Source organism: Streptomyces sp. NPDC026062 (assembly GCF_055568375.1).
In genome coordinates this window covers 86,538-107,820 of the sequence record NZ_JBVHOQ010000018.1, presented here as the reverse complement: position 1 = coordinate 107,820, position 21,283 = coordinate 86,538, and the positions used below count along the sequence as shown (strand labels likewise).

The following is a 21,283-nucleotide window of genomic DNA, read 5'->3' as shown; positions in this document are numbered from 1 at the left end:
GCGTTCCGGGGCTCCCGGGCTCCGGGGGCTCCTGCGTCCCGGGGCCTCCCGCGTCGGCTCCCGGGATTCGTCAGCTGTCCGCCGCGGGCCGGTCCTTGCCGTACAGCCAGTTCTTCCACAGGTCCGACAGGTCCTGGCCGGTCGCCTTCTCCACGTACGCGGTGAAGTCCTTCGTCGAGGCGTTCCCGTGCCGGTGGGCCTTCGTCCAGCCGGCGAGCAGCGCGAAGAACGCCTCGTCGTCGTCGACCGCCTCGCGGATCTTGTGGATCACCATGGCCCCGCGCCCGTACACCGGCTGCGCCGAGATGTCCGCCGCACTCGGCGGATCGGCGGGCGGGAAGGCCCAGTTGTCGTCGTCCTCGTACGCCTCGTCGAACAGCTCCTGGGCCGTGGTGTCCTGCTTCTCCTCCTCCCACAGCCACTCCGCGTACGTCGCGGGACCTTCGTTGAGCCACATGTCGCGCCAGCTCTCGGGGGTGACCGAGTCGCCGAACCACTGGTGCGCCATCTCGTGGACCAGCAGCCCGATGCTCGGCGGGCCGGGGAAGAACGGCCGGTTCTGCGTCTCCAGCGCGTAGCCCGCGTCACCCTCGCGGTCCACGATCGCGCCCGTCGCGGAGAACGGGTACGGGCCGAAGTGCCCGGCCTCCCACGCCACCACCTCGGGGACCCGCGCCACGGTCCGCGCGCTCGCCTTCGCCGACCGCGGGTCCACGGCGGTGAACACCGTGAGGCCGTCCGCCGTCGTCGACGTCTTCGTCTCGAAGCGGCCGACGGCAAGGGTCGCGAGGTAGCTCGCCATCGGTTCGGCGGTGTGCCAGTGGTACGTGGTGCGGTCCCCCTCCGTCGTCGGCGGACGGGCCTGCACCCCGTTGGAGACCGCCGTCAGCCCCTTGGGGACGGTGACCTCCAGGTCGTACGAGGCCTTGTCGCCAGGGTGGTGACTGCCCGGGAACCAGGCCATCGAGCCCGTCGGCTCCCCGAGTGCGAGCGCGCCGTCGTCGGTCGGCAGCCAGCCCTCCTCGGACTCGTCCGCGTCGGTGATGGTCTTCGGGGAGCCGGAGTAGCGGATGACCGTACGGAACGTCCCGCCCTTGTGGAGCCGCTCCTCGGCCTTCGCGTCCGCGCGCAGTGTCAGCTCGTCGCCCGCCCGGTTGACCGCGGCCGGACGCCCCTCCACGGTCGCCGATTCCACGGTCAGACCCGCGAGGTCGAGATTGAACGAACTCAGGTCCTGGGTGGCCCTCGCGGTGATCACCGCGGTCCCGCGCAGCGTCCGCTCGTCCGGGTCGACATCGAGCGTGAGGCCGTAGTGCGTGACGTCGTAGCCACCGTTGCCGAGCTTCGGGAAGTACGGGTCGCGCACCCCGGAGGCACCCGGAGCACCCTCCACCCGGCCGGATCCGGCGGTGCAGGCGGGGGCCAGGACGGCGAGGGCGAGCAGCAGCGCGGCGCTCCCGGCCGCCCTGCGGGGTGTGCGTGCCGTGTCACCTGCCGGGGGTCGGTGATCCACACCGGCGATCCTAAGGGCTGTCCCGTCATCCCTGGTGGATCAGCGCGCGGCGTCAGATGCGGTGCATCGCAAGGCGGAGGGACGTCCGCATACTGGATGTATTCGGGCGTTCCGACAACGCGGCGAGGCGCCGTAGCTGTCGTCGTGCGCCCGCCAGAGATGACGGGACAGCCCTTAGGTGCGGAACGCCGGAGTACGGGGTGACCTGCCCGCCCCGCGGCGGCGCGGCCCGTCAGAGCACCGCGATGCCCAGGGGCCGCTCACCCGCCGCGAGCCGGACCGGGGCGTCCTTGCCTGCGAGGTCCACGAGGGTGATGCCGTTCCAGTAGCCGTCCCGCGTGAAGCCGCCGGTGACGTACGCCGTACGTCCGTCCCGGGACACCGCCACATCCTCGTGCGGGCCGTCCAGCTCCACCACGCGTTCGGTGCCGTCCGGTCTGCGGACGGTCAGCGACGCCTCCTCGTCGTCCGAGGTGATCGGGCCGGTGCCGACGACGAGCAGGGTGCCGTCGGGGGTCATCGTCGCGCCGTGCTGATGCGTGCCGGCCGTCATCCGCTCGACAGCGACCTCACCGGTACGCGGATCGAGCACCGCAAGCCGCTCGCCCTCGAACGGCAGCAGCAGCTTCCCGTCCGCCGGACGGACGACCGCGTAGTGCGGCTTCAGCCAGGAGCCGAGACCGCCCTCGGTGCCGTACGGGGCCACCTCCATGCGGCGGGTGCGCAGGGTGTCCGTACGGACGGACGTCACGTCGAAGGAGTCGTGGCCGGTGGCATACACCTCGTCGCCGCCGGGCGAGACGTCCACGTCGAAGGGGCGTCGGCCGACCGGAGCGGTGGCGGTGACCTCGCGGGTCCCGGTGTCGATCACCTCCAGGACCCCTTCGGCGTCCGGGACGTTGACGCCGACATAGACGTGCCGGCCGTCGGGGGCCAGCGCGATGCCCATGCCGCCGCCCCGGTACTCGCCCGTGGTGACGGGTCCGGTCTCCGTCTCGTACGGGATACGGGCCTGCCGGGTGCGGGACTCCGTGTCGACGACGGCGACACCCTCGGCGGTCGCCACCCAGGCCCGGCCGTCGGCCCCGACCACCAGCCCGTAGGGGGCGGTGCCGACCTTCACCCGGTCGAACGCACCGCGTTCCGGGTCGACGAACGTCACCGTGTCACCGCCGAAGTCGGCGACGAGGAGCGTGCCTTCGGGGGTGCTCCCGGCCGGGGCCCGCGCGGTCGGTGAGCTGTCCGTGGGCGGTGTGCCCTGCGCGGACGGGGCGCTGTTCGCGGACGGGGTGTCCTGCTCGCCCGTCGCGTCCCCGGCTCCGGTGGCGCAGCCCGCCAGCACGGCCGCCGCGGCGAGCGCCGCCGCGAGCACGGGGGCCGTGCGGCGGCCGGTCACCGGGTGTCCCGCGTGGCGTCGGCGTCCCTCAGGAGCGCCGCGATCTCCGCGAAGCCCCGGCGCTCGGCGTGTGCCAGGGCCGTGACCCCGTCGCCGTCCGGCAGGCCGGGCGTCGCCCCGGCGGCCAGCAGCAGCTCGACGATCTCCTGGTGGGCCCGGCCGCCGTCGCCGAGGATCACGGCCTCCAGCAGGGCCGTCCAGCCCAGCCGGTTGACGTGGTCGACGTCGATGTCGGTGACGCGGAGCAGTTCCCGTACGTACGCGACGTGGCCCCGCTCGCTCGCCGGGATCAGCGCGATGCCGCCGAACCGGTTGCGGAGCTTCAGATCGGGCCCGGCCGGCAGCAGGACGTGGAGCATCGCGACGCTGCCCGTGACCCCCGTGGCCAGCCAGGGGCTCTCCTCACGGCTGTCCTGCGCGTCGGGGTCCGCGCCCGCGTCGACGAGCAGCCGGGCGGCCTCCTCATGGCCACCGTGGACGGCCAGGAGCAGCGGGGTGCGCAGCTCGTCGTCGCGGACGTCCACCCGGGCACCGCCCTCGACCGCGGTCCGCACGGAGTCGGTGTCGCCGGTGCGTGCGGCGTCGAGCAGTTGCTGATCGAGGGCGTTCATGTCCGTCTCCCGCTGTTGGCTGCGACTACTTGGCGAGGGCGGCGACGCCGGCCCTGGCGAACTTCTCGTCGAGGTCGCCGCTGGGCGCGCCGGCCACTCCGATACCCGCCACCGGTGCGCCCTTGACCTGCACCGGCGCACCGCCCGCGAGGAACAGGGTGCCAGGGATGTCCTTCAGGTTCGGGGCCTGGGCGAGGCGCCCGGCCAGCTCGGAGGTGGGGGCGTTCCAGGACACGGCGGTGTACGCCTTCTTCTCGGCCGACTCGTAGGCCTGCGGTCCGGCGCCGTCGCCGCGCAGCGTCAGGATGGTGTTGCCGTTGCGGTCGACGACGGAGACGGCCACGCGCTGGTTCTCCTTCTCGGCCGCGTCGAGGGCGGCCTGCGCGGCCTTCGACGCGGCGTCCACGGTCAGGTGCGTGGACTGCTGGAGGTTCCGGTTCGCGGTGTCCGCCTTGACGGTGGTGGCGGGAGCGGCGGCCGGGGAGGAGGCGTTCGCGGACATGGCGCCGAAGGTGCCGGCTCCGAGAGCGGCGGCGGCGACGGCACCGGTCAGGACGCGGGTGCGCAGCGACATCTTCTTCATGGTGGGGCTCCTCAGCGGGGGTGGTGCGTGGCTTCTGCGTTCTGTGTTCCATCCTTGGGCCGGTTCCGGGGCCGTACGGTCGTCGTACCGGCTCGATGCCGCGCGCGGGACGGCTGACGGCCCCATCGGCCGATCGGTTGATGCGAGGGCGGCCGTTCGGGGTGACGATGAAATGTCCGCGCAGGTCAGCAGCGGCACACGGCCGGGAACAGGGGGTTGGCGGGTGGCACAGCGAAGCCGACCGGTACGCGGCACGGGACAGGCCGACGCCCCCGGCACCCGTGCGCGGCAGGTACGCGGCGCGCGGGTGGCGAGCGGCGCGCGGGCGGCGAGCGGCGCGCGGCTGGTACGCGGCACCGGTCAGGCGGACGACCCCGGCGCCCGTGCGCTGGCGCTGCTCATGCACGCCGCGTTCTTCCTGCTGCTGGGTGCCTCGCTGACCCGGTTCCTGCTGCGGCACCCCGGTGAGACGCGCACCCCGTGGATCATCGCCCTGTCCGTGGCCCTGGCCGTCCTCTACGTGCTCGGACCGGTACTCGGCTCCCGGCCGACACCGCGCAGCCTCGTCTGGCTCGGGGCGCTGGTCGCCGTGTGGATGGTGCTCGTCGTCCTCGCGCCGAGCTTCGCCTGGTGCGCGGTGCCGCTCTTCTACACCGGGCTGCGCATCCTGCCGCCGCGTGCCGCGCTCGCACTGGTCGCGCTGCTGACGCTGTTCGTCGTCGCCGCGCAACTGCGGCTGGCCGACGGCTTCGACCCGAACCTGATCCTCGCCCCGCCCGCCGTCGCCGCCGTCGCGACCGCCGTCTTCGTCCATATGCGGCGCCAGGCGGTCCGCCAGGACGAACTCATCGACGACCTGATCCGCACCCGCCGCGAGCTGGCCGCCATCGAACGGCGCGAAGGCACCCTCGCCGAACGCCAGCGGCTCTCGATGGAGATCCACGACACCCTGGCCCAGGGCCTGTCCAGCCAGCAGATGCTGCTCCAGGCCGCCGACCGCACCTGGGACGCCGACCCCGCGACGGCCCGCCGCCATGTCCGTACCGCCACCGGCATCGCGGAACGCAACCTCGCCGAGGCCCGCCGCTTCGTCCACGACCTGGCCCCCGCCGACCTCGCCGAGGGCGGCGGCCTGGAGGCGGCGCTGCACGCCCTCGCCACCCGCGAGACCGCGCAGGCCGAGGGCCGGCTCACCGTCCGCTGCCATGTCGAGGGGACACCGCACTCCGCCCTGCCCGACCGGGTGCAGTCCGCGCTGCTGCGGATCGCCCAGGGCGCCCTGGCCAATGTGACCGAGCACGCGGGCGCCACCGAGGCAGCCCTGACCCTCACCCACCTCGACGACCGGACCGTCCTCGACATCGCGGACAACGGCAGCGGCTTCACCCCCGGCCCCGCCGCCGGCGGCGGACCGCCGGACGGGGTGCGCGGACACGGGCTGCCCGCGATGCGCGCCCGGCTCCGGCAGCTCGGCGGCACCCTGGCCATCGAGTCCGCGCCCGGCGAGGGCACCGTGGTGACCGCCACCGTGCCCCTCACCCCGGTGTCCGGTCCCCCCGGCAGTCCCCCCGTCCCCCTCACTCCACAGGACCCCGCATGACCGCCGCGCAGCCGACCGTCCGCATCCTGCTCTGCGACGACCACGCGGTCGTACGGGCCGGGCTTCTCGCCCTCCTCGGCAGCGAACCCGACATCGAGGTCGTCGGCGAGGCCGGCAGCGGCGAGGAGGCCGTCGCGCTCGCCGCCAGGCTCACCCCCGACGTCGTCCTGATGGACCTCCAGCTGGGCGAGGGCATCGACGGCGTCGAGGCGACCCGCCGCATCGTGAGCGGGACCGACGGCGTCCACGTCCTGGTCCTCACCACGTACGACACCGACGCCGACATCACCCGCGCCATCGAGGCGGGCGCCACCGGCTATCTGCTGAAGGCAGAACGCCCCGAGGAGCTCTTCGCCGCGATCCGCTCCGCCGCCGAGGGCCGCACCACCCTGTCCCCGCCCGTCGCCAGCCGGGTCATGGCCCGCATGCGCACCCCGCAGCCCACCCTCACCGACCGCGAACGCGACATCCTGGGCCAGCTCTCCCAGGGCCTGGGCAACCGCGACATCGCCCGCGCCCTGTTCATCAGCGAGGCCACCGTCAAGACCCACCTGGGCCGTATCTACGACAAACTCGGCGTCGACACCCGCGCCGGCGCGGTCGCCGTGGCCAAGGAACAGCGGCTCCTGCCCTGACCGGCCCGGCACCGCTGCGCCGCTGCCACAGGAATCGCCGGTCGGGACCGGTCCGCCGGGCCCGGGGATCCACTGACGCGGGACCGGCAGCCGCCCCGGGCGCCGATGCTCCCGGATCCGCTGATGCACGACCCGCACGGCGGGCATGACACCATCGAGCCGTGCTCGACATCGGCTACTCCCTCTCCCGGCGCTTCCCCGATCCCCCGCAGACCGACTACCGCCGAGCGGACGTCCACGCCCTGCGCCACGATCTGTTCTCCGGGGACGTCTACCTCGCGGACACCAAGGAGGACCGCGAAGTATCCACAGCCTGGGGATGGGTGCCGGTGCTCGACTTCGCCTGGGCCCTGTGCGACATCGTCGAGAAGATCGACCAGGACCCCCGCGGCAACCGCTCGCACCGCCGCCAGTTCGCCGAACTGGACTTCACCGAGTCCTCCGACCGCATGCTCTTCGAGCGGCGCTTCGGCTGGGTCGACGTCGAAGCCGACTGGATGCCCGCCGAAGAGGCACCGCTCACCTTCAACCACTCCCTGCTGCGCCGCGAGGCCCGTGACTTCCTGCACGACCTGATCGCCGACCTGGCCGACATGCACGAAGGCCTCGCCGACAACCCCACGATCTGGGACCTCCAGGCGCGCTTCCCCCGCCTCTGACCCGGCCCCGCGCCACTCCCCCGCACCTCGCCCGCCCCGGCCCCGGCGCGCCCCGTCACACCTCCACCCGCACCCCGATCTGCGCCGCGAACGCCGGAGCCAGCTCCATCAGCTGCGCCGGGCTGATCACCGCACCGGCCAGCCGCTCCACGCCCCGCGCGATGTCCAGCTCCGCGACCGTCCGCAGATCCACCGCCTCCATCCGCACCGCACTGAAATCGGCCCGCTTCAGCACACAGTCCCGGAACTCCACCCGGGTCAGCTGCGCACCCCCGAAATCCGGCTCCGCCAGCACGCATCCCTCGAACACGACATCCTTGAGCCGGGCCTTGCGCAGATTCAGGTAGTCGATCTTCCCGCCCCTGACCAGGACCCGCTCCAGCACCGCCCCGTGCATCTGCACCCCGCCCAGCCGCGCATCCACGATCTCCACATCGCGCAGCGACACCCCGGCGAGGTCGGTGCCCACGCCCCGGACCCCCGTCAGCACCGAATCGATGAACCGGGCCCTGCCCAGCTCGGCGCGGTCCAGGCAGCAGCTGTCGAGCGCGCAGTCCATGAACCGCGCGCCCGGACCTGACTCGTCCGCCAGGTCCACGGAGTCGAACCGCACGCTGTCGTAGTCCCCGTCCGGCTCCAGCCCGCCGCCCTCGTACGCCACCAGCGACGGCAGCCGGACCTCCGGCCGCCGCGCCTGCGCGACACCGCTCCCGCCGGACCTGCCCGTACCGCCACCACTACCGCTGCTGCGCACCATGCCCCCATCGTGACGCACCCCACTGACAACGGCCGCCGCCCTCGCACCCGTCCCCGCCCCGGGCTGTTCCCCCGGGCGGCTCCCCCGGACGCCGGAGGTCAGCCCCCGAGCTCCGCCAGCGCCCCGTCCGTCAGCCGGTACACCGTCCACTCGTCCTGCGGCCGCGCGCCCAGCGACTCGTAGAACGCGAGGGAAGGGGCGTTCCAGTTCAGCACCGACCACTCCAGGCGCTCGTAACCCCGCTCCACACAGATCCGCGCCAGCTCGGTCAGCAGCGCCTTCCCGTATCCGCCGCCGCGCCGCTCGGGACGCACGTAAAGATCCTCCAGATAGATGCCGTGCACCCCGCGCCACGTCGAGAAGTTGAGGAACCACAGGGCGAAGCCGACGATCCCGCCGTCCTCGTCCGACACGGCGACGTGCGCGTACGCGGCAGGGCGCTCGCCGAACAGCGCCTCGCGCAGCTGCTCCTCGGTGGCCTTCGCCTCGTGCAGCGCCTTCTCGTAATCGGCCAGTTCACGGACCATCGCGTGGATGGCGGGGACGTCTGCGGTGGTAGCGGTACGAATCATGGGGGCAGCGTAGACAGGCGCCGGCCTCCCGCCCAGGGGCGGGACAGCCCCTACCCCCGGCCCAGCAGCCGCCGCGCGACCTCGGCCTGCTCCGGCGCCAGCCGCCGCTCACCGCTCTCGGCACCCCAGCACGCGTTCTGGAGCACCCGGCCCAGCGTCCACGCCCGCGCACGCCCCCGGTCCAGCCCCAGCGTCCCGGTCAGCAGATCGAACCGCCCCACCGTGTCCGCCGCGTCGAACCGGTCGACCAGTGCCGGAAACAGCTCGAACCCCGCATCACCCGCCAGCGGCTTCGGATCGATCGCCACCCACTGCCCGTCCCGCCCGGCCAGCACGTTCCCGAAGTGCAGGTCCCAGTGGAGCAACCGGTCCCCCGGCTCCCCCGCGACCTCCCGCACCGCCGCCGCGCAGTCCGCCACCAGCCGCCGCTCCCCCTCGTCCACCAGCAGCCCCGCCACCGCCGGCGCCGCCCCCACCATCCGCACCGCCACCTCGCCCAGCCCCCGCAGCCCCGCCGCCGCCGGAACGCGCACCTCCGTCAGCCCCGCCAGCAGCCCCGCGACCACCCGCACCGCCTCCCGCGCGTCCGCCACCCCCGACAGCGCACGGTCCGCGTCCAACCGCTCCAGCAGCATCGTCCCCGTCACCGCGTCGTGCTCCAGCAGCTCCACCGCACCCGCCGACGCCTCACCCCACATCCGCAGCGCGACCGGCTCCCCCACCGTCTCCTCGTCGACCGGCTGGAGCTTCAGCGCCGCCCGCCGCCCGTCCGCCACCCGCACCACCGGAAGAACCAGCGCGCACACCCCGTACAGGGACCCGCCGTCCGGCCGCAGCCCCCACCGCTCCAGGAATTCCGCCGCCATCCCCGGCAACGCGGCGACGAACGCCCGCCCCGCCTCACCGTTGTAGGTGGACTGTGTGGCGATCAGCGCATCCGGAATGTCAATCACGCCCCCGATCCTAGGAGCGTGCGTCAATCGGCTATGACCCCGAGCCGCCCCGTCACGCCCGCACGGCGCCGCCGCGCACCCGCCACGTGGATCCGCGGCGCCGGCTCCTGGATCCGCAGCGCCCCCGGCACCTACCTCTGGCTGACCGCGCTCTTCGTCACCACCGTCATCGTCCACCAGATGTCGCCCGCCTTCGAGGAGGACTTCCTCCGCCAGCGGTCCACCAACATCCACGAACTCTCCCAGAACCCCGTCCGCGTCCTCATCAGCAGCGCCTTCTGGATCGACGGCGGCCAGTGGCTCCCCTACGCCGTCCTCTACACCGTCTTCCACGCCCCCGCCGAACGCCGCCTCGGCACCCCGCGCTGGCTGGCCGTCGCCGCCGCCGCGCACGTCCTCGCCACCCTCGTCAGCGAAGGCGTCCTCGCCTGGGCCGTCCGGCACGGCCACGCACCCCGGACCGCCGTCAACACCCTTGACGTGGGCGTCAGTTACGCGCTCGCCGGCGTCGTCGCCGTGCTCACCTACTACGTCGCGCGCCCGTGGCGGTACGTCTATCTCTTCGCCGTCCTCGTCATCTACGGCGTCCCCCTCGTCACCGGCGCCACCTTCACCGACGTCGGCCACTTCACCGCCGCCCTCATCGGCCTCGGCTGCTACCCGCTGACCCGCACCGGCCACGAGACGAAACCCGCCCCCGCCCAGTAACGTCCCGGCACAACAGCCACGCGGCCACCCGGCCGCACGGACACGCAGGGGCAACATGAGCACCGTCAGCACCGTCAACGGCGGCATATCCTTCTGGTACGCGGACCGGGGCACCCCCACTCCCCGCGAGCCCCTGCCCGGCGACAGCACCGCCGACGTCTGCATCGTCGGCGGCGGCTACACCGGCCTCTGGACGGCGTACTACCTCAAGAAGGCCGTCCCCTTCCTCAACATCACAGTCCTGGAAGGCAAGTTCTGCGGCTACGGCGCCTCCGGACGCAACGGCGGCTGGCTCTACAACGGCATCGCCGGCCGTGACCGCTACGCGAAAACGCACGGCCACGACGCCGCCGTCCGCCTCCAGCAGGCGATGAACGACACCGTCGACGAGGTCGTCCGGGTCGCCGCCGAAGAGGGGATCGAGGCGGACATCCACAAAGGCGGCGTCCTCGAAGTCGCCTACACCCCCGCCCAGCTCGCCCGCCTCAAGGCCTTCCACAGCGTCGAGATCGCCTTCGGCGAGAGGGACCGCACCCTGCACGGCGCCCGCGAAACCGCCGAACGCGTCCGCGTCACCGGCGCCGTCGGCTCCACCTGGACCCCGCACGGCGCCCGCCTGCACCCCGCCGGACTCGTCACCGGACTCGCCGACACCGTGGAGGCACTCGGCGTCACGATCCATGAATCGACCCCTGTCACCGAGATCAGGCCCAAACACGCCGTCACGCCCTACGGCACCGTCCGCGCCCCCTACGTGCTGCGCTGCACCGAGGGATTCACCGCAGGCCTCAAGGGCCAGAAACGCACCTGGCTCCCGATGAACTCCTCCATGATCGTCACCGAGCCCCTCCCCGCCTCCGTCTGGGACACCATCGGCTGGGACGGCCGCGAGACCCTCGGCGACATGGCCCACGCCTACATGTACGCCCAGCGCACCGCCGACGACCGCATCGCCCTCGGCGGCCGGGGCGTCCCGTACCGCTACGGCTCCGCCACCGACAACGACGGGCGCACGCAGCCCGCCACCATCGAGGCCCTGCGCGAACTCCTGATCCGCCTCTTCCCCACCACCGCGGGCAGCCGCATCGCGCACGCCTGGTCCGGCGTCCTCGGTGTCCCCCGCGACTGGTGCGCGACCGTCACCCTGGACCGCTCCACCGGCCTCGGCTGGGCCGGCGGCTACGTCGGCTCGGGCGTCGCCACCACCAACCTCGCCGCCCGCACCCTGCGCGACCTGATCCAGCAGGACTCGGGCCAGTCCGGGCCCACCGAACTCACCGCCCTGCCCTGGGTCAACCACCGCGTCCGCCGCTGGGAACCCGAACCGCTGCGCTGGCTCGGCGTCCACGGCATGTACGCCGCCTACCGCGCGGCCGACCGCCGCGAACTCACCTCGCCACGCCCCGGGACCGACCCGATCGCGACGTTCGCGGACCGGCTCTCGGGCCGGGGCTGATCGGCAAGCCCTCGGGCCGGCTCCCGCATGCGGCGCGGGGTGCCCGGCCCCAGGGCGGACCGGCCGTCCGCCGCGGACTCACCTCACAGTTCCGCCAGACCGAACTCACCGATGGTCTCCGGCAGCCGGGTCCAGTCGTTGCCGCTCAGTTGCAGCTCAGTAAGGCCTTCCAGTTCGCCGAGCCAGTCGGGCAGTTCGGTGAACCGATTGTTCTTGAGCTTGAGCAGCATGAGACCTCTGCATTCTCGGACCCACTCCGGCAGTCCCGCGATCCGGTTACCGGAGACGGCGAGGAACGTGAGCCCGGTCAGGCCGCCCAGCCAGTCGGGGAGTTCCGTCAGTTCGTTGCCGCACACGTCCAGTCTGGTCAGTCCGCCCACCCCGTCCAGCCACTTCGGCAGCTCGGAAAGGGAGTTGTAGGAAAGGTCCAGGCTGGTGAGCCCGGTCAGCGCGACACTCCAGGCCGGAAGGCAGGTGAGGCGGTTGCGGGAGAGACCCAGCCAGCGCAGCCGGTCCCGCTCACCCAGCCAGTCCGGCAGCTCGGCCACCTGGTTGCGGGACAGGTCCAGGACGGCAAGACCGTCCAACCGGGCCAGCACGCACGGGACTTCGGTGAAGTTGTTGCCTGCCAGACCCAGCCGGGTCAGCCCGCCGCACCGCGCCAACTCCGCCGGCAGACCCGTCACATCGTTCCCCGACAGGTCGAGGCGCACCAGAGCGGTCAACTCGGTCACTACTTGGGGAACTTCGGCAAATCGGTTGTCGGCCAGACTCAGCCGGGTCAGCTTGCGGCACCGCGCCAGCTCCTCCGGCAGACCCGCCAACTGGTTACCCGACAGGTCGAGGCTCACCAGTTCCGGCAACTCAGTTATCGGAGAGGGCAGTTCCGCCAGCTGATTGCCCGCCATGCTCAGCCGGGTCAGCTCGCGGCACCGCGCCAGCTCCTCCGGCAGACCCATCAGGCCGTTCCCCGACGCGTCCAGCCGGCGCAGGCGGGGGAGCTCGCCCAGCCAGGCGGGCAGGGAACCGAGCCGGTTGTCCGCGACATCGAGCCAGACCAGGCCGGTCAGTTCGGCGGCCGAGGCGGGAATACTCCGGCAGCCGAGGCCGCGCAGGTCCAGAACCCGCCCTCCGCTGTCGCGGGCCGCGGCGATCCGGCGCTCCGCTTCGTGTGTCAGATCAGCGTCCACTGCCACCCCTCCGCCTCCTTCGCTCCTTCGGACCAGTACGGGTAGTCCTGATATGCGTCACCGCACGGATGCAGCCGGAACCGGGGATCTGCGGTGTTGATACGGCTTCCGTGCCGCTGCACATGCGAAAGGAGACGACGCGACTCGCGTGCGACAGAGGGGTCCACCGAAATCTGCCCCCATTCGTCCGGCCGGCCGGACCGATCCTCCAGCCGGCGCAGAACCGAACCGGTCCATTTGAAGTGGTGGACCTGAATCCTGCTCTCCTCCCGTGGCAGACCACGGGCATCCGGCGCGCCATGCTGACCGGTCAGCAATTCGACGTGACCGCGCGCGATCCCGACCTTGAGCGGCAGCGCACGCAGCAGTCCGGCACTGACTGATCCGGCGAGCGGGTACTGCTCCCAGAGGGACCCCGGGCGAATATCCGGAAACCCGCCGTCGAGGGCGACCCGGTCGAGAAAGCAGCCGCTCACATAGTCATAGCCCTTTTGCTCACAGAGGTCGACCAGCTCGGGCAGCGGCCGGTCGTACACATGGAACTCATCGCTGTCCGCAATGACGTACCAGTCATCGGGGTGCTCGTCCATGGCATAGCGAATCAGCCGCTGATGAAGATCGAGACTGTACGGTCCGATGTGCGAGTGGAAGAATTCGACTCCGGCCTCACGCGCGTACTCCGCCAGTTGTCCGTACGCGGGATCGTCGGTGGACTCGGCCTGCCGGATGAGCAGGAAGGAATCGATTCCGGCGTCCCGGTAGTGGCGGATCAGGTGCGGGAACGTCGCGACGTCGGCGCCACCGATGACGGTCGCGAAGTGGATGCGGGAAGCGGGACGGACCGGCCGTCCGGCACTACCCACGGTAGGCGGCTTCCAGGGTGGCATGAGGCGCCCGGCCGGAGAGAAGGGGGAGGTCCTCGTCGCCCGCCCGCCACCAGGACTGCCCCTCGGACGTGGCGTAATAGCTCACGGTCCGCCGCATTCCCTCGTCGAGCGGCACCAGTTCGGCCGGGCTGATGCCCACGAGATCCAGCGTGCTCACGTCCGCGGTGACCCTGTCGCCGGGAATCTCTCCCGGCCTCATGGGAAGGTGCGCGATGTCCACGAGCGAGCCGGTGTACTCGGAGGCCAGAGTGTTCACGAGTTCGGCGACGGAAAGCACCGTGTGGTGTTCCGCCGGGCCGATCTCCACGGGGCGGTCGAAGACCTTCCCCTTGTCCGCCATCTCCAGCGACTTCACCAGCGTCCGGGCGACATCGGCCACATACACCATGTCACTCACCTGCCGGCCGTCGCCGTAGACCTCGATCGGCATGCCCGACAGGGCGCGGCAGGCGAAGGCCGGAGTGATCTTACGGACTCTCGCCGGACCGAACGGAGCGGCGGCGACCTGACGCGGGCCGTAGGCATTCACCGCGCGCACCATGTTGATACGCGTTCCCCGCTCGGCGTTGTACATCTGGACGAACCGCTCGACCGATGTCTTGGTGATCGAGTACGTGTTGTTCATCCAGTGGTTTCCCACACAGATGTAGACCCCGGGTACGTCGTACTCGGCCGCCGCCTCCAGAACGTTGAGGCTGCCCATGACGTTACTGGTGACGGCCGGACGGGGATTCTGGATGGTCTCCTGGGTTCCCAGCACCGCGGCCAGGTGAATCCACCCATCCACATGGGCCATGGCCTGTGTCACCGCGGAATCGTCCCGGGTGTCGCCCAGGAAGACCTCTGTACCCTCCGGATAACTCCCTGCCCGATCCTTGCGGCAATCGAAGACGACAGGCGTGTATCCGGCGGCGAGTGCTTCCTCGACAACGTACCGCCCGATGAATCCGGACCCTCCGGTTATCAGAACCTTGTGCATCATTTTCTCCTCTGTCAGGGAAGGTTGGCCGAGGATTGAACAACACCCCGCGTCACCAAGGATCGGTGAACTCCATAGGCCGCGCCACGAAATGAGCTGGCAGGGTTTCTCCGTGCACATTCCTGCCAGGAGCCCGCGGCGCGGGATCCCGGCCGCCGACCCAATGAGGCGCCCCGGGAGCCCCGACGCCCTGCGCCACAACCCCCCGGCAGCTGGCCACACTTAGCGCTTTCGAAGCGCTTCGAAAGCATGGACTGGCTCGAAACCATCGCCTATAGTCCCCTTGCCACGACACTTCGACCGGGACGTCGAAGCGCTTCACCGCCCGGCTCCACTCCCCTTCAGCCGCAATTGGGACGTGAACATGCCTTCCATCCCCGCCCACCGTGCCGCGCAGTCGGCAGCGCACTCGTCGCTGGAGGCTCTGGGTCTCGATACGGCGGAGGACCTCGTCTACCGCGCTCTGCTCGAAAACCCGGAGCTGAACGTGGCCGGGCTGGCGGCGCATCTCGACCTGGACGAGGACGTGGTGGGGCAGGCGCTGGACGACCTCGGGGACAAGGCGTTGCTCGGCCGCCGGCACGAGCCCTCCGAACGATGGGCCCCCGCCAACCCGGAGATGCGGCTGGGAGCGGTACTGGCCGCGGAGGAGGCCGAGATAGCCCGCAGGTGGCAGGCGGCCCAGCGGGCCAGGAAGTACATAGCGGATCTCTCGGCAACGTACCGGGAGGCCGGCTACGGCGACACCCCCCCTGACGTCGAGCGCGTCGTCGGCCTGGAGGAGGTGCGCAGACGGCTGGCCACCTTCGCGCTGAACACCCGCCACGACGTGGCCGCGTTCGTCCCGGGTGGACCACAGCCCGCGGACGTCCTGCACAACAGTCACCTGCTGGACCACGAGAACCTGGAACGCGGTGTGCGCATGCGTACCGTATACGTGGAGAGCATTCGCAACAGCCAGGAGACGATGAAGTACGTCCGCCGGCTCATCGGCGCCGGCGCGGAAGCGCGGACCACGGCCATGCTGCCGCTTCGCATGATCATTGCCGACGGGTCCCTGGCGGTCATCCCCTTCGACCTGAGCGAACCACGCCAGGGGGCACTCCTGGTCAGCAATCCGGGAATGGTCGGAGTGTGCCTCACCCTGTTCGAACAGGTCTGGCAGTCGTCGACCCCCCTCACGGACACCCTCGCTCCCCGTGACACCAACGGCGACGAACCCAGCGCGCAGGAGCGGGAGTTGCTGCGGCTCCTGGGCCTCGGCCACGCCGATGAGTTCGTCGCACGGCAACTGGGTGTCTCCCTGCGCACGGTGCGCCGGATGATGGCGGTCCTCATGCGCAGGATGGGGGCGAAGTCCCGGTTCCAGGCCGGGGTCAACTCCACCAGCCTGGACTGGATCGGCTCCTCCCGTACGGAGTGAACGCCCGCCGGGCTACGCCACGGTGGTGAAGCCGAAGCCGCACCGGGTCACCACCCAGTCCGGCAACACACCTGTGCGGGCGGTCAGTTCAACGGTCCGGGCCCGGCAGTGCGCGACCGCCTCCGCCGGCGAGGGGGCGCTGACGTAGGCGATCAGGTGGATCCCCGCAGCGCTCGCGCGGCAGCGCACCCGGACGATCTCGCCGCGCTCCCCGTCATCACCGGGTGCGGTCAGAGCTAAGCGGATCCGTCCCTCGTCGGCGGAGGCGGAGGCCCCGGCGCGAGCCAGGTGAACCCGAACGGGATACATCGCGGAACTACCTCCTGCTAGGCACTGAGCGCCGTCGCCCGGGAGCCCCGGGTGTCGAGTCCGAACGTCAGCTCCCGTGCCCCTGCGGCAGCCATCGCCCCGCGCAGTTCGCCGGCCCGGCCCGGCCGGCAGCTGAGCAGGAGAAAGCCGCCTCCGCCGGCGCCGAGCAGTTTTCCGCCGTCGGCCCCCGCGTCGCGGGCGCACCGGTACAGTCCGTCGATTCTGTCGCACGAGATGCCCGCGCTCAACCGAGCCTTGTTCAACCAGTGTTCGTGCAGCATCGGTCCGATGTCCCGTACGGCCCCGGACCGCACCGCCTCCAGCATGCCGTCGGCCAGCGCGTGGATGGCGCGCAGTGATCCGAGGGTGCGCGGGTTCCGGCCGGTTGTCCGACGCGCCTGGGCGGCGAGGACGCTGCCGGCATCCCGCGAGATGCCCGTGTAGAAGAGGAGCAGATCGTTGCGCAGGTAGTCCGAGAGCGCGGGAGAGACCGGCAGCTCCTCCTGCTCGACGGTCTGGTCACGGCCGACGCGCAGCACGCGCATCCCTCCGTACGAGGCCATGTAGTGGTCGTGCTTGCCCACGGGCCGGTCCAGATCGTCCATCTCGATGTGGGCGGCCTCCTCGGCCAGCTCTCTGCGGCCCGGTTCGCCGTCATATCGCAGCGCGTGCAGCAACGCCACGGTGAACGCGCCCGACCCGCCCAGCCCCGTCCCGCTGGGGGCGTCGGCGAAGGACGCCAGCTGGACCGCGCCGCTGACACCGGCCCGTTTCAGAGCCGCCCTCGCATACCGGTTGCTCAGTGCGTCCGTGTCCGCGACGTGCTCGGTCTCCTCCCAGCACGCCCGGAGAGTCCCGTCGAAGCTACGGGGGTACAGGGTGACGCCCACATAGCGGTCGATGGCGACGCTGATCACCAGCCCGCCATGCGTCCTCGCGTAGCTCGGCAGGTCGGTTCCCCCACCGGCCAGTGACACGCGGAGCGGCGCCCGGGCAAGGACCACCTGGCGACGCCGCGCTCCGGCGCCCCCGGTCTCAACGTCCCTCACCGACCTGTACACGATCACTCTCCTCGGACTCTCTCGTCGTGTCTGCCGTACCGGCCTTTCCGACCAGCGCACCGACCAGCACGGTGTTCGCCGGGACCACCGCACCGGGCAGCACCACCGTGTCCTCCAGCCAGGCGTGGGCCCCGATCCGTGCCCGGGCACCGACGACCACCGGTCCGTGCAGTCCCACGCCCTCCCCGATGTGGGCCCCTTCCCCGATGTGGACACCTTCACCGACGGCATCGAGGTTCGCCCGCCGCAGGGCGTCGGCCGTACCCACGTCGCGCCAGGACCCCGTCAGCGGGAACGTCGCCACGGGTTGGCCGCGAGCCAGCAGGTCGGGCACGAGATCGGCCGCGTAGTCGTACACGACGTCCTCCGGGAACCGGTCGATCAGGCCGGGAGCCAGACAGTAGATACCGGCGCTGACCCAGTGCCACTCATCGTCCGGGACCGGCGGCTTCTCGCGGGCCCCCCGGATCAGACCCCGACCGTCGATATCGAGCACACCGAAGTTCCGTGCCCGCTGCTGACGGGTGACCGCGACGGTCAGACCGGCGCCGCCGCTTCGGTGCCGCGTGAGCAGGCCGGTGAATCCGTCGGCCGCCAGGACGTCGCCGGAGGACACCAGCACGGCGTCGTACCCCGCGAGTTCCCGGGCGAAGGCCCGCAGCGCTCCGGCGGGGCCGGAGAGCCTGTGCTCCACCCGTGTGCGGACCGGTACCGGACAGCCCTCGCGTGCCAGCGCGTGACGTACCTGGTCGGCATGATGGTGCAGGTTGACGAAGATCTCGCCGACGCCCGCGGCGACCATGTGATCGAGCGCGTAGGAGATGAGCGGCCGGTCGAGGACGGGCATCAACGGCTTGGCCAGCGCATCGGTCATCGGCCTCAGTCTTGAGCCGGCCCCCGCGCCGAGCACCACCCCGGCCGTCCTCACGCGCTGCCCGCCCGCGGCCCGGCCATGGCCGTGACCGCGCACTCCACGGCCGCCGCGAGATCGTCCACCACACGCACCGCGCCCAGGCGCGGGTCGGAGCCGAGCCGTTCCTCGTGGGCCGCGCCGCGTCCGGACCGGACCAGCAGGGGATGAGCCCCCGCCCCGACCGCCGCGCCCATGTCCTCCACGCTGTCCCCGACGAAGGCACAACGGTCCGGGGGGACGTCGAAGCGCCGCTGGGCGAGCAGGGCCATGCCGGGTTCGGGCTTGCGACAGCCACACGCGTCCGCTGCGGTGTGCGGGCACAGGTAGCTCGCCGCCACCGGAACGCCCCGGTCCTCCAGCGTCCTCACCACGCCGTCGTGGATCCGCACGCATTCCGCCTCCGTGAGCCACCCTCGGCCCACCGGTGACTGGTTCGAGACGATCACGAGAGCGAGCCCGCCCAGGGTCGCCGTCCGCAGTGCGTCCACCGCGCCCGGCAGGAACCTGACATCCGCGTCGGACAGGACGTAGGAGTCCCGGTTCTCGATGATGGTGCCGTCCCGGTCGCACAGCAGAAGCCCACGCGGCTCGCCGGCCGCGGGGCGCGGGCCGGGCCGGCAGACCGGTCGCGCGGTCATCAGGACATCCTGCCGTCGTGGTAGCGAAGCGGAGCACCGCCGGCGAGGGCGCGGACCACGATGTGGTTGACCGCCACGTGCAGGTCCTCGGTCAGACCGTAGTCACCGCCGCCGAAGACCACCGCGGAGTCGCAGTACGCCCCGAGGGCGCCGCGGTTGCCCAGCAGCCCCGCCACCTTCATCCCGTCCGACCGGGCCAGCTGCGCGGCCCTGACCAGATTCGGCGAGTTGCCGCTGACGCTGAGCAGGACGAGGAGATCACCGGGTGCCCCACGCATCCGCAGCTGCCGGGAGAAGGTCTCCTCGTACGCGATGTCATTGGCCAGCGCGGTCATGAGGGAGACGCTGTCCGCCAGATTGACGATGTCGCCGCTCCGGATTCCGGCACGCTCACAGGCGTTGAGCCAGTCGCAGGCGATGTGCCCCGCGGCGCTCGCGCTTCCTCCGTTTCCCGCCACGAAGACCGTTCTCCGTGCCCGCATGGTGTTCGTCACGAGCGCGGTGAAGGAAGCGATGTCCCCGGTGTCGACAAGAGTGGCCTGCTCGGAGAGTTCCCGCAGATACCCGGCGGCGATCCGCGCGTAGTCGTCGCACGCGGCGGGCTCCGCCACAGGGGCGTTGAGCGGAGCGAGCGTCATCGTGATGCCTCTTCCATGATGAGTGCCCTGCTCGGACGGTAGGCGACGGCGGCCCGGGGGACGGTGTCGAAGACGGCCCTCACCACGGCCTCGCCCATCCCGGCGGAGAGGATGTTGTCGCGCTGCCGCGCGTAGTCGGTGGAGCCTGCGGCGACGACACCGTTCCGGCTGCGCCACAGCCCCGATTCGTCCAGGGTCAGGCTCTCGCCCGCCATGGAGTCCACTTCGATGTGGTCGGTCAGGGCGATCAGGCGGTCGGCGCCGAGGTACTCCACGGTGCGTCGGCACACCTCCAGATCCACATGCAGCCCGTCGAAGTTGAGACAGGGAGTGACGAGCCCCTCCCGGGTGGCCCGCAGCAGAGTCGCCGGTACGGGACCCAGCACATCGTCCAGGTCCTCCTTCGTCCAGTCGCGCCCGAGGAACTCCGCGAGCTGTGCCGGGCGCTGTTCGCGCTCCGCCGCGGTCCGCCAGGCGTGGGTGAACCGGCGGGGCATGTCGTTGAAGAGATGGTCGGTCAGGACGAGATAGGGCGAGGACTGATAGACGGAGTGGAGGTGATCGATGACCTCGCGGGTCCGCCGGGCGCTCGTGTACGGGTCACTGTGCATGAAGTGACCCAGTGCTATGCGGCAGTTGTGGTCGTAGAACAGTTCAAGCAGGTCGGCGAAGCCGAGACCGGGACCCACCGGGTCGTCCAGTTCCATGGTGTCCGGAGCGATCACCAGGTAGCGCAGGCCCAGGTCGCCGAGGTGTGCCAGCGTGCGCCACTCGTCCTCGTCGGGTGCCCACTTGCCGGCCTGCGGCACACCTCCCTCCGGTCCCAGCAGCGGGCCTTCGACCGCGAATCCGGCGAGGCGGGGCAGGTGGCCGCCGGCACGCAGCGCGTCGTAGTGCATGAGCAGGTCGACGAGACCGGGCAGGGCCTCACGGCGCAGGAAGACCGTGGGCAGGATCTCCTGCTGCCGCTCGGCGGCGAGTTCGTTCAGGGGGATCAGGTCGTCAGGACCGAGGGAGGAGAAGTCGAAGCCTCCCATGCCGTGGACGTGGTAGAGGAACGGATCCACTAGAACTCCTTCAGTAGGTCTGTCAGCCGGAACAGGCGACGGACTCCGGGTACTTCCGTGTACACGCCGAAACGGTCGTAGAGAAAGGCGGTGGGGATTCCAGCGGCACGGGCGCCGAGAACATCGTTCACCAGTCCGTCACCGATGAACCAGCAGCTTTCCGGGCGCACGTCCAGAGCGGAGAAGGCGGCGCGGAAGAGGCCCGGCGCAGGTTTCTCCGTACCCGCCGACGCCGAATCCAGTGTCACGTCGAAGAGGTGTCCGATCCCGAAGTGACGCAATTCCTCGTCCAGCATTCCGACCCCGTTGGAGACCGCCGCGACGCGAACCCCGCGCTGCCGGAGCCCGGTGAGCACGGCGACGGCTTCGGAGTCGAGCTCGCTGTAGAGGTCCGGGCGGCTCAGCAGGCGCCGCCAGATACGCAGGGACGGTTCCTGGCTCAGTCCGAGGAATGCCCCCCAGGCCGCCCCGACCTTCTCGTCGCCGCTCAGTCCGTGTGGCAGCGGAAGAAGCCGGGCCTCGGCCGCCAGCAGCAGGGCGGCGACGCAGTCCTGTCCGGTCGCGATGTGGCCCGGCGCTTCGACATGGATCTCATCGAGCATCACCTGTCCGGTGGGATGGATGAGGGTCATGCCGATATCCAGGAGTACGGCCTCCGGGGGCGGAGCCGCGGACATGGATTCCGGACCGGCCGGTCGATACGGTTCCACGGGCGCCGAAATCGACCAGGGAAAG

The 21,283-nt window shown here is 71.3% G+C and carries 23 protein-coding genes; 6 read left to right on the top strand and 17 right to left on the bottom strand.

Going from position 1 to position 21,283, the window contains the following annotated elements; genetic code table 11:
- Positions 1-70 precede the first annotated feature (70 nt).
- The 4 genes from ACZ4LX_RS18530 to ACZ4LX_RS18515 form a co-directional block, all read right to left on the bottom strand.
- Positions 71-1,513 (bottom strand): M1 family metallopeptidase, encoded by a 1,443-nt coding sequence (locus ACZ4LX_RS18530; protein ID WP_467645350.1) that lies wholly within the window; start codon positions 1,511-1,513, stop codon positions 71-73.
- Positions 1,514-1,745: 232 nt separating this feature from the next.
- A complete protein-coding gene (locus ACZ4LX_RS18525) occupies positions 1,746-2,909 on the bottom strand; it encodes a YncE family protein (RefSeq protein ID WP_467645352.1) in 1,164 nt (387 codons plus the stop codon).
- Complete coding sequence (locus ACZ4LX_RS18520) at positions 2,906-3,520, bottom strand: ankyrin repeat domain-containing protein (RefSeq protein ID WP_467645354.1); 615 nt, start codon at positions 3,518-3,520, stop codon at positions 2,906-2,908. The genes ACZ4LX_RS18525 and ACZ4LX_RS18520 overlap by 4 nt, the downstream gene beginning before the upstream one ends.
- Positions 3,521-3,545: 25 nt before the next feature.
- Positions 3,546-4,103, bottom strand: coding sequence for a GlcG/HbpS family heme-binding protein (locus ACZ4LX_RS18515; RefSeq protein ID WP_467645356.1), 558 nt, complete (start codon positions 4,101-4,103; stop codon positions 3,546-3,548).
- A gap of 343 nt (positions 4,104-4,446) precedes the next feature.
- Between ACZ4LX_RS18515 and ACZ4LX_RS18510 the strand changes: the two genes are divergently transcribed.
- From ACZ4LX_RS18510 to ACZ4LX_RS18500, 3 genes are all read left to right on the top strand, one after another.
- Positions 4,447-5,703, top strand: a complete 1,257-nt coding sequence (locus ACZ4LX_RS18510) for a sensor histidine kinase (RefSeq protein WP_467645656.1) — start codon at positions 4,447-4,449, stop codon at positions 5,701-5,703.
- Complete coding sequence (locus ACZ4LX_RS18505; RefSeq protein ID WP_467645357.1) at positions 5,700-6,338, top strand: response regulator; 639 nt, start codon at positions 5,700-5,702, stop codon at positions 6,336-6,338. The genes ACZ4LX_RS18510 and ACZ4LX_RS18505 overlap by 4 nt, the downstream gene beginning before the upstream one ends.
- A gap of 161 nt (positions 6,339-6,499) precedes the next feature.
- Positions 6,500-6,997 (top strand): hypothetical protein, encoded by a 498-nt coding sequence (locus tag ACZ4LX_RS18500; protein ID WP_467645360.1) that lies wholly within the window; start codon positions 6,500-6,502, stop codon positions 6,995-6,997.
- A 55-nt stretch (positions 6,998-7,052) separates the two neighbouring features.
- Here the strand turns inward: ACZ4LX_RS18500 and ACZ4LX_RS18495 are convergent, their stop codons facing one another.
- The 3 genes from ACZ4LX_RS18495 to ACZ4LX_RS18485 all read right to left on the bottom strand — a co-directional run bounded on the left by ACZ4LX_RS18495 (position 7,053) and on the right by ACZ4LX_RS18485 (position 9,279).
- On the bottom strand, positions 7,053-7,754 hold the full coding sequence (locus ACZ4LX_RS18495; RefSeq protein WP_467645364.1) for a pentapeptide repeat-containing protein: 702 nt from the start codon (positions 7,752-7,754) through the stop codon (positions 7,053-7,055).
- Positions 7,755-7,852: 98 nt separating this feature from the next.
- A complete protein-coding gene (locus ACZ4LX_RS18490; protein WP_467645367.1) occupies positions 7,853-8,326 on the bottom strand; it encodes a GNAT family N-acetyltransferase in 474 nt (157 codons plus the stop codon).
- 50 nt (positions 8,327-8,376) lie between these two features.
- Positions 8,377-9,279, bottom strand: a complete 903-nt coding sequence (locus ACZ4LX_RS18485; RefSeq protein ID WP_467645369.1) for an aminoglycoside phosphotransferase family protein — start codon at positions 9,277-9,279, stop codon at positions 8,377-8,379.
- 33 nt (positions 9,280-9,312) lie between these two features.
- On the opposite strand from ACZ4LX_RS18485, the gene ACZ4LX_RS18480 reads away from it, so the two are divergent.
- Complete coding sequence (locus ACZ4LX_RS18480) at positions 9,313-9,987, top strand: rhomboid-like protein (protein WP_467645661.1); 675 nt, start codon at positions 9,313-9,315, stop codon at positions 9,985-9,987.
- Between the two features lie 55 nt (positions 9,988-10,042).
- Positions 10,043-11,443 carry an NAD(P)/FAD-dependent oxidoreductase gene (locus ACZ4LX_RS18475; protein WP_467645372.1) on the top strand — a complete coding sequence of 467 codons (1,401 nt, stop codon included), beginning with the start codon at positions 10,043-10,045 and terminating at the stop codon, positions 11,441-11,443.
- Positions 11,444-11,526: 83 nt separating this feature from the next.
- On the opposite strand, the gene ACZ4LX_RS18470 is transcribed toward ACZ4LX_RS18475, so the two are convergent.
- Genes ACZ4LX_RS18470 through ACZ4LX_RS18460 form a run of 3 tightly spaced genes read right to left on the bottom strand, consistent with a single transcriptional unit; the run spans position 11,527 to position 14,499 of the window.
- Positions 11,527-12,639, bottom strand: coding sequence for a leucine-rich repeat domain-containing protein (locus ACZ4LX_RS18470; protein WP_467645374.1), 1,113 nt, complete (start codon positions 12,637-12,639; stop codon positions 11,527-11,529).
- Positions 12,618-13,496 carry a glycosyltransferase family 2 protein gene (locus ACZ4LX_RS18465; RefSeq protein ID WP_467645377.1) on the bottom strand — a complete coding sequence of 293 codons (879 nt, stop codon included), beginning with the start codon at positions 13,494-13,496 and terminating at the stop codon, positions 12,618-12,620. The genes ACZ4LX_RS18470 and ACZ4LX_RS18465 overlap by 22 nt, the downstream gene beginning before the upstream one ends.
- On the bottom strand, positions 13,489-14,499 hold the full coding sequence (locus tag ACZ4LX_RS18460) for an NAD-dependent epimerase/dehydratase family protein (RefSeq protein WP_467721229.1): 1,011 nt from the start codon (positions 14,497-14,499) through the stop codon (positions 13,489-13,491). The genes ACZ4LX_RS18465 and ACZ4LX_RS18460 overlap by 8 nt, the downstream gene beginning before the upstream one ends.
- A gap of 364 nt (positions 14,500-14,863) precedes the next feature.
- Here ACZ4LX_RS18460 and ACZ4LX_RS18455 point away from each other — a divergent pair, with 364 nt between their 5' ends.
- The gene (locus ACZ4LX_RS18455) at positions 14,864-15,922 is read left to right on the top strand and encodes a LuxR C-terminal-related transcriptional regulator (RefSeq protein WP_467645667.1); all 1,059 of its coding nucleotides are present in this window, start codon (positions 14,864-14,866) and stop codon (positions 15,920-15,922) included.
- 12 nt (positions 15,923-15,934) lie between these two features.
- Here ACZ4LX_RS18455 and ACZ4LX_RS18450 read toward each other — a convergent pair whose 3' ends face one another.
- The 7 genes from ACZ4LX_RS18450 to ACZ4LX_RS18420 all read right to left on the bottom strand — a co-directional run bounded on the left by ACZ4LX_RS18450 (position 15,935) and on the right by ACZ4LX_RS18420 (position 21,180).
- A complete protein-coding gene (locus ACZ4LX_RS18450) occupies positions 15,935-16,231 on the bottom strand; it encodes a hypothetical protein (RefSeq protein WP_467645384.1) in 297 nt (98 codons plus the stop codon).
- Positions 16,232-16,248: 17 nt separating this feature from the next.
- A complete protein-coding gene (locus ACZ4LX_RS18445; protein ID WP_467645388.1) occupies positions 16,249-17,148 on the bottom strand; it encodes a GHMP family kinase ATP-binding protein in 900 nt (299 codons plus the stop codon).
- Between the two features lie 118 nt (positions 17,149-17,266).
- Positions 17,267-18,202, bottom strand: coding sequence for a nucleotidyltransferase family protein (locus tag ACZ4LX_RS18440; RefSeq protein ID WP_467721227.1), 936 nt, complete (start codon positions 18,200-18,202; stop codon positions 17,267-17,269).
- A 14-nt stretch (positions 18,203-18,216) separates the two neighbouring features.
- On the bottom strand, positions 18,217-18,843 hold the full coding sequence (locus ACZ4LX_RS18435) for a D-glycero-alpha-D-manno-heptose-1,7-bisphosphate 7-phosphatase (protein ID WP_467645396.1): 627 nt from the start codon (positions 18,841-18,843) through the stop codon (positions 18,217-18,219).
- Positions 18,843-19,481, bottom strand: a complete 639-nt coding sequence (locus tag ACZ4LX_RS18430) for a D-sedoheptulose-7-phosphate isomerase (protein ID WP_467645399.1) — start codon at positions 19,479-19,481, stop codon at positions 18,843-18,845. Before ACZ4LX_RS18430 ends, ACZ4LX_RS18435 begins: the two co-directional genes overlap by 1 nt.
- Positions 19,478-20,548 carry an amidohydrolase family protein gene (locus tag ACZ4LX_RS18425; RefSeq protein WP_467645402.1) on the bottom strand — a complete coding sequence of 357 codons (1,071 nt, stop codon included), beginning with the start codon at positions 20,546-20,548 and terminating at the stop codon, positions 19,478-19,480. Before ACZ4LX_RS18425 ends, ACZ4LX_RS18430 begins: the two co-directional genes overlap by 4 nt.
- Complete coding sequence (locus ACZ4LX_RS18420) at positions 20,548-21,180, bottom strand: HAD family hydrolase (protein WP_467645406.1); 633 nt, start codon at positions 21,178-21,180, stop codon at positions 20,548-20,550. Before ACZ4LX_RS18420 ends, ACZ4LX_RS18425 begins: the two co-directional genes overlap by 1 nt.
- Positions 21,181-21,283 lie beyond the last annotated feature (103 nt).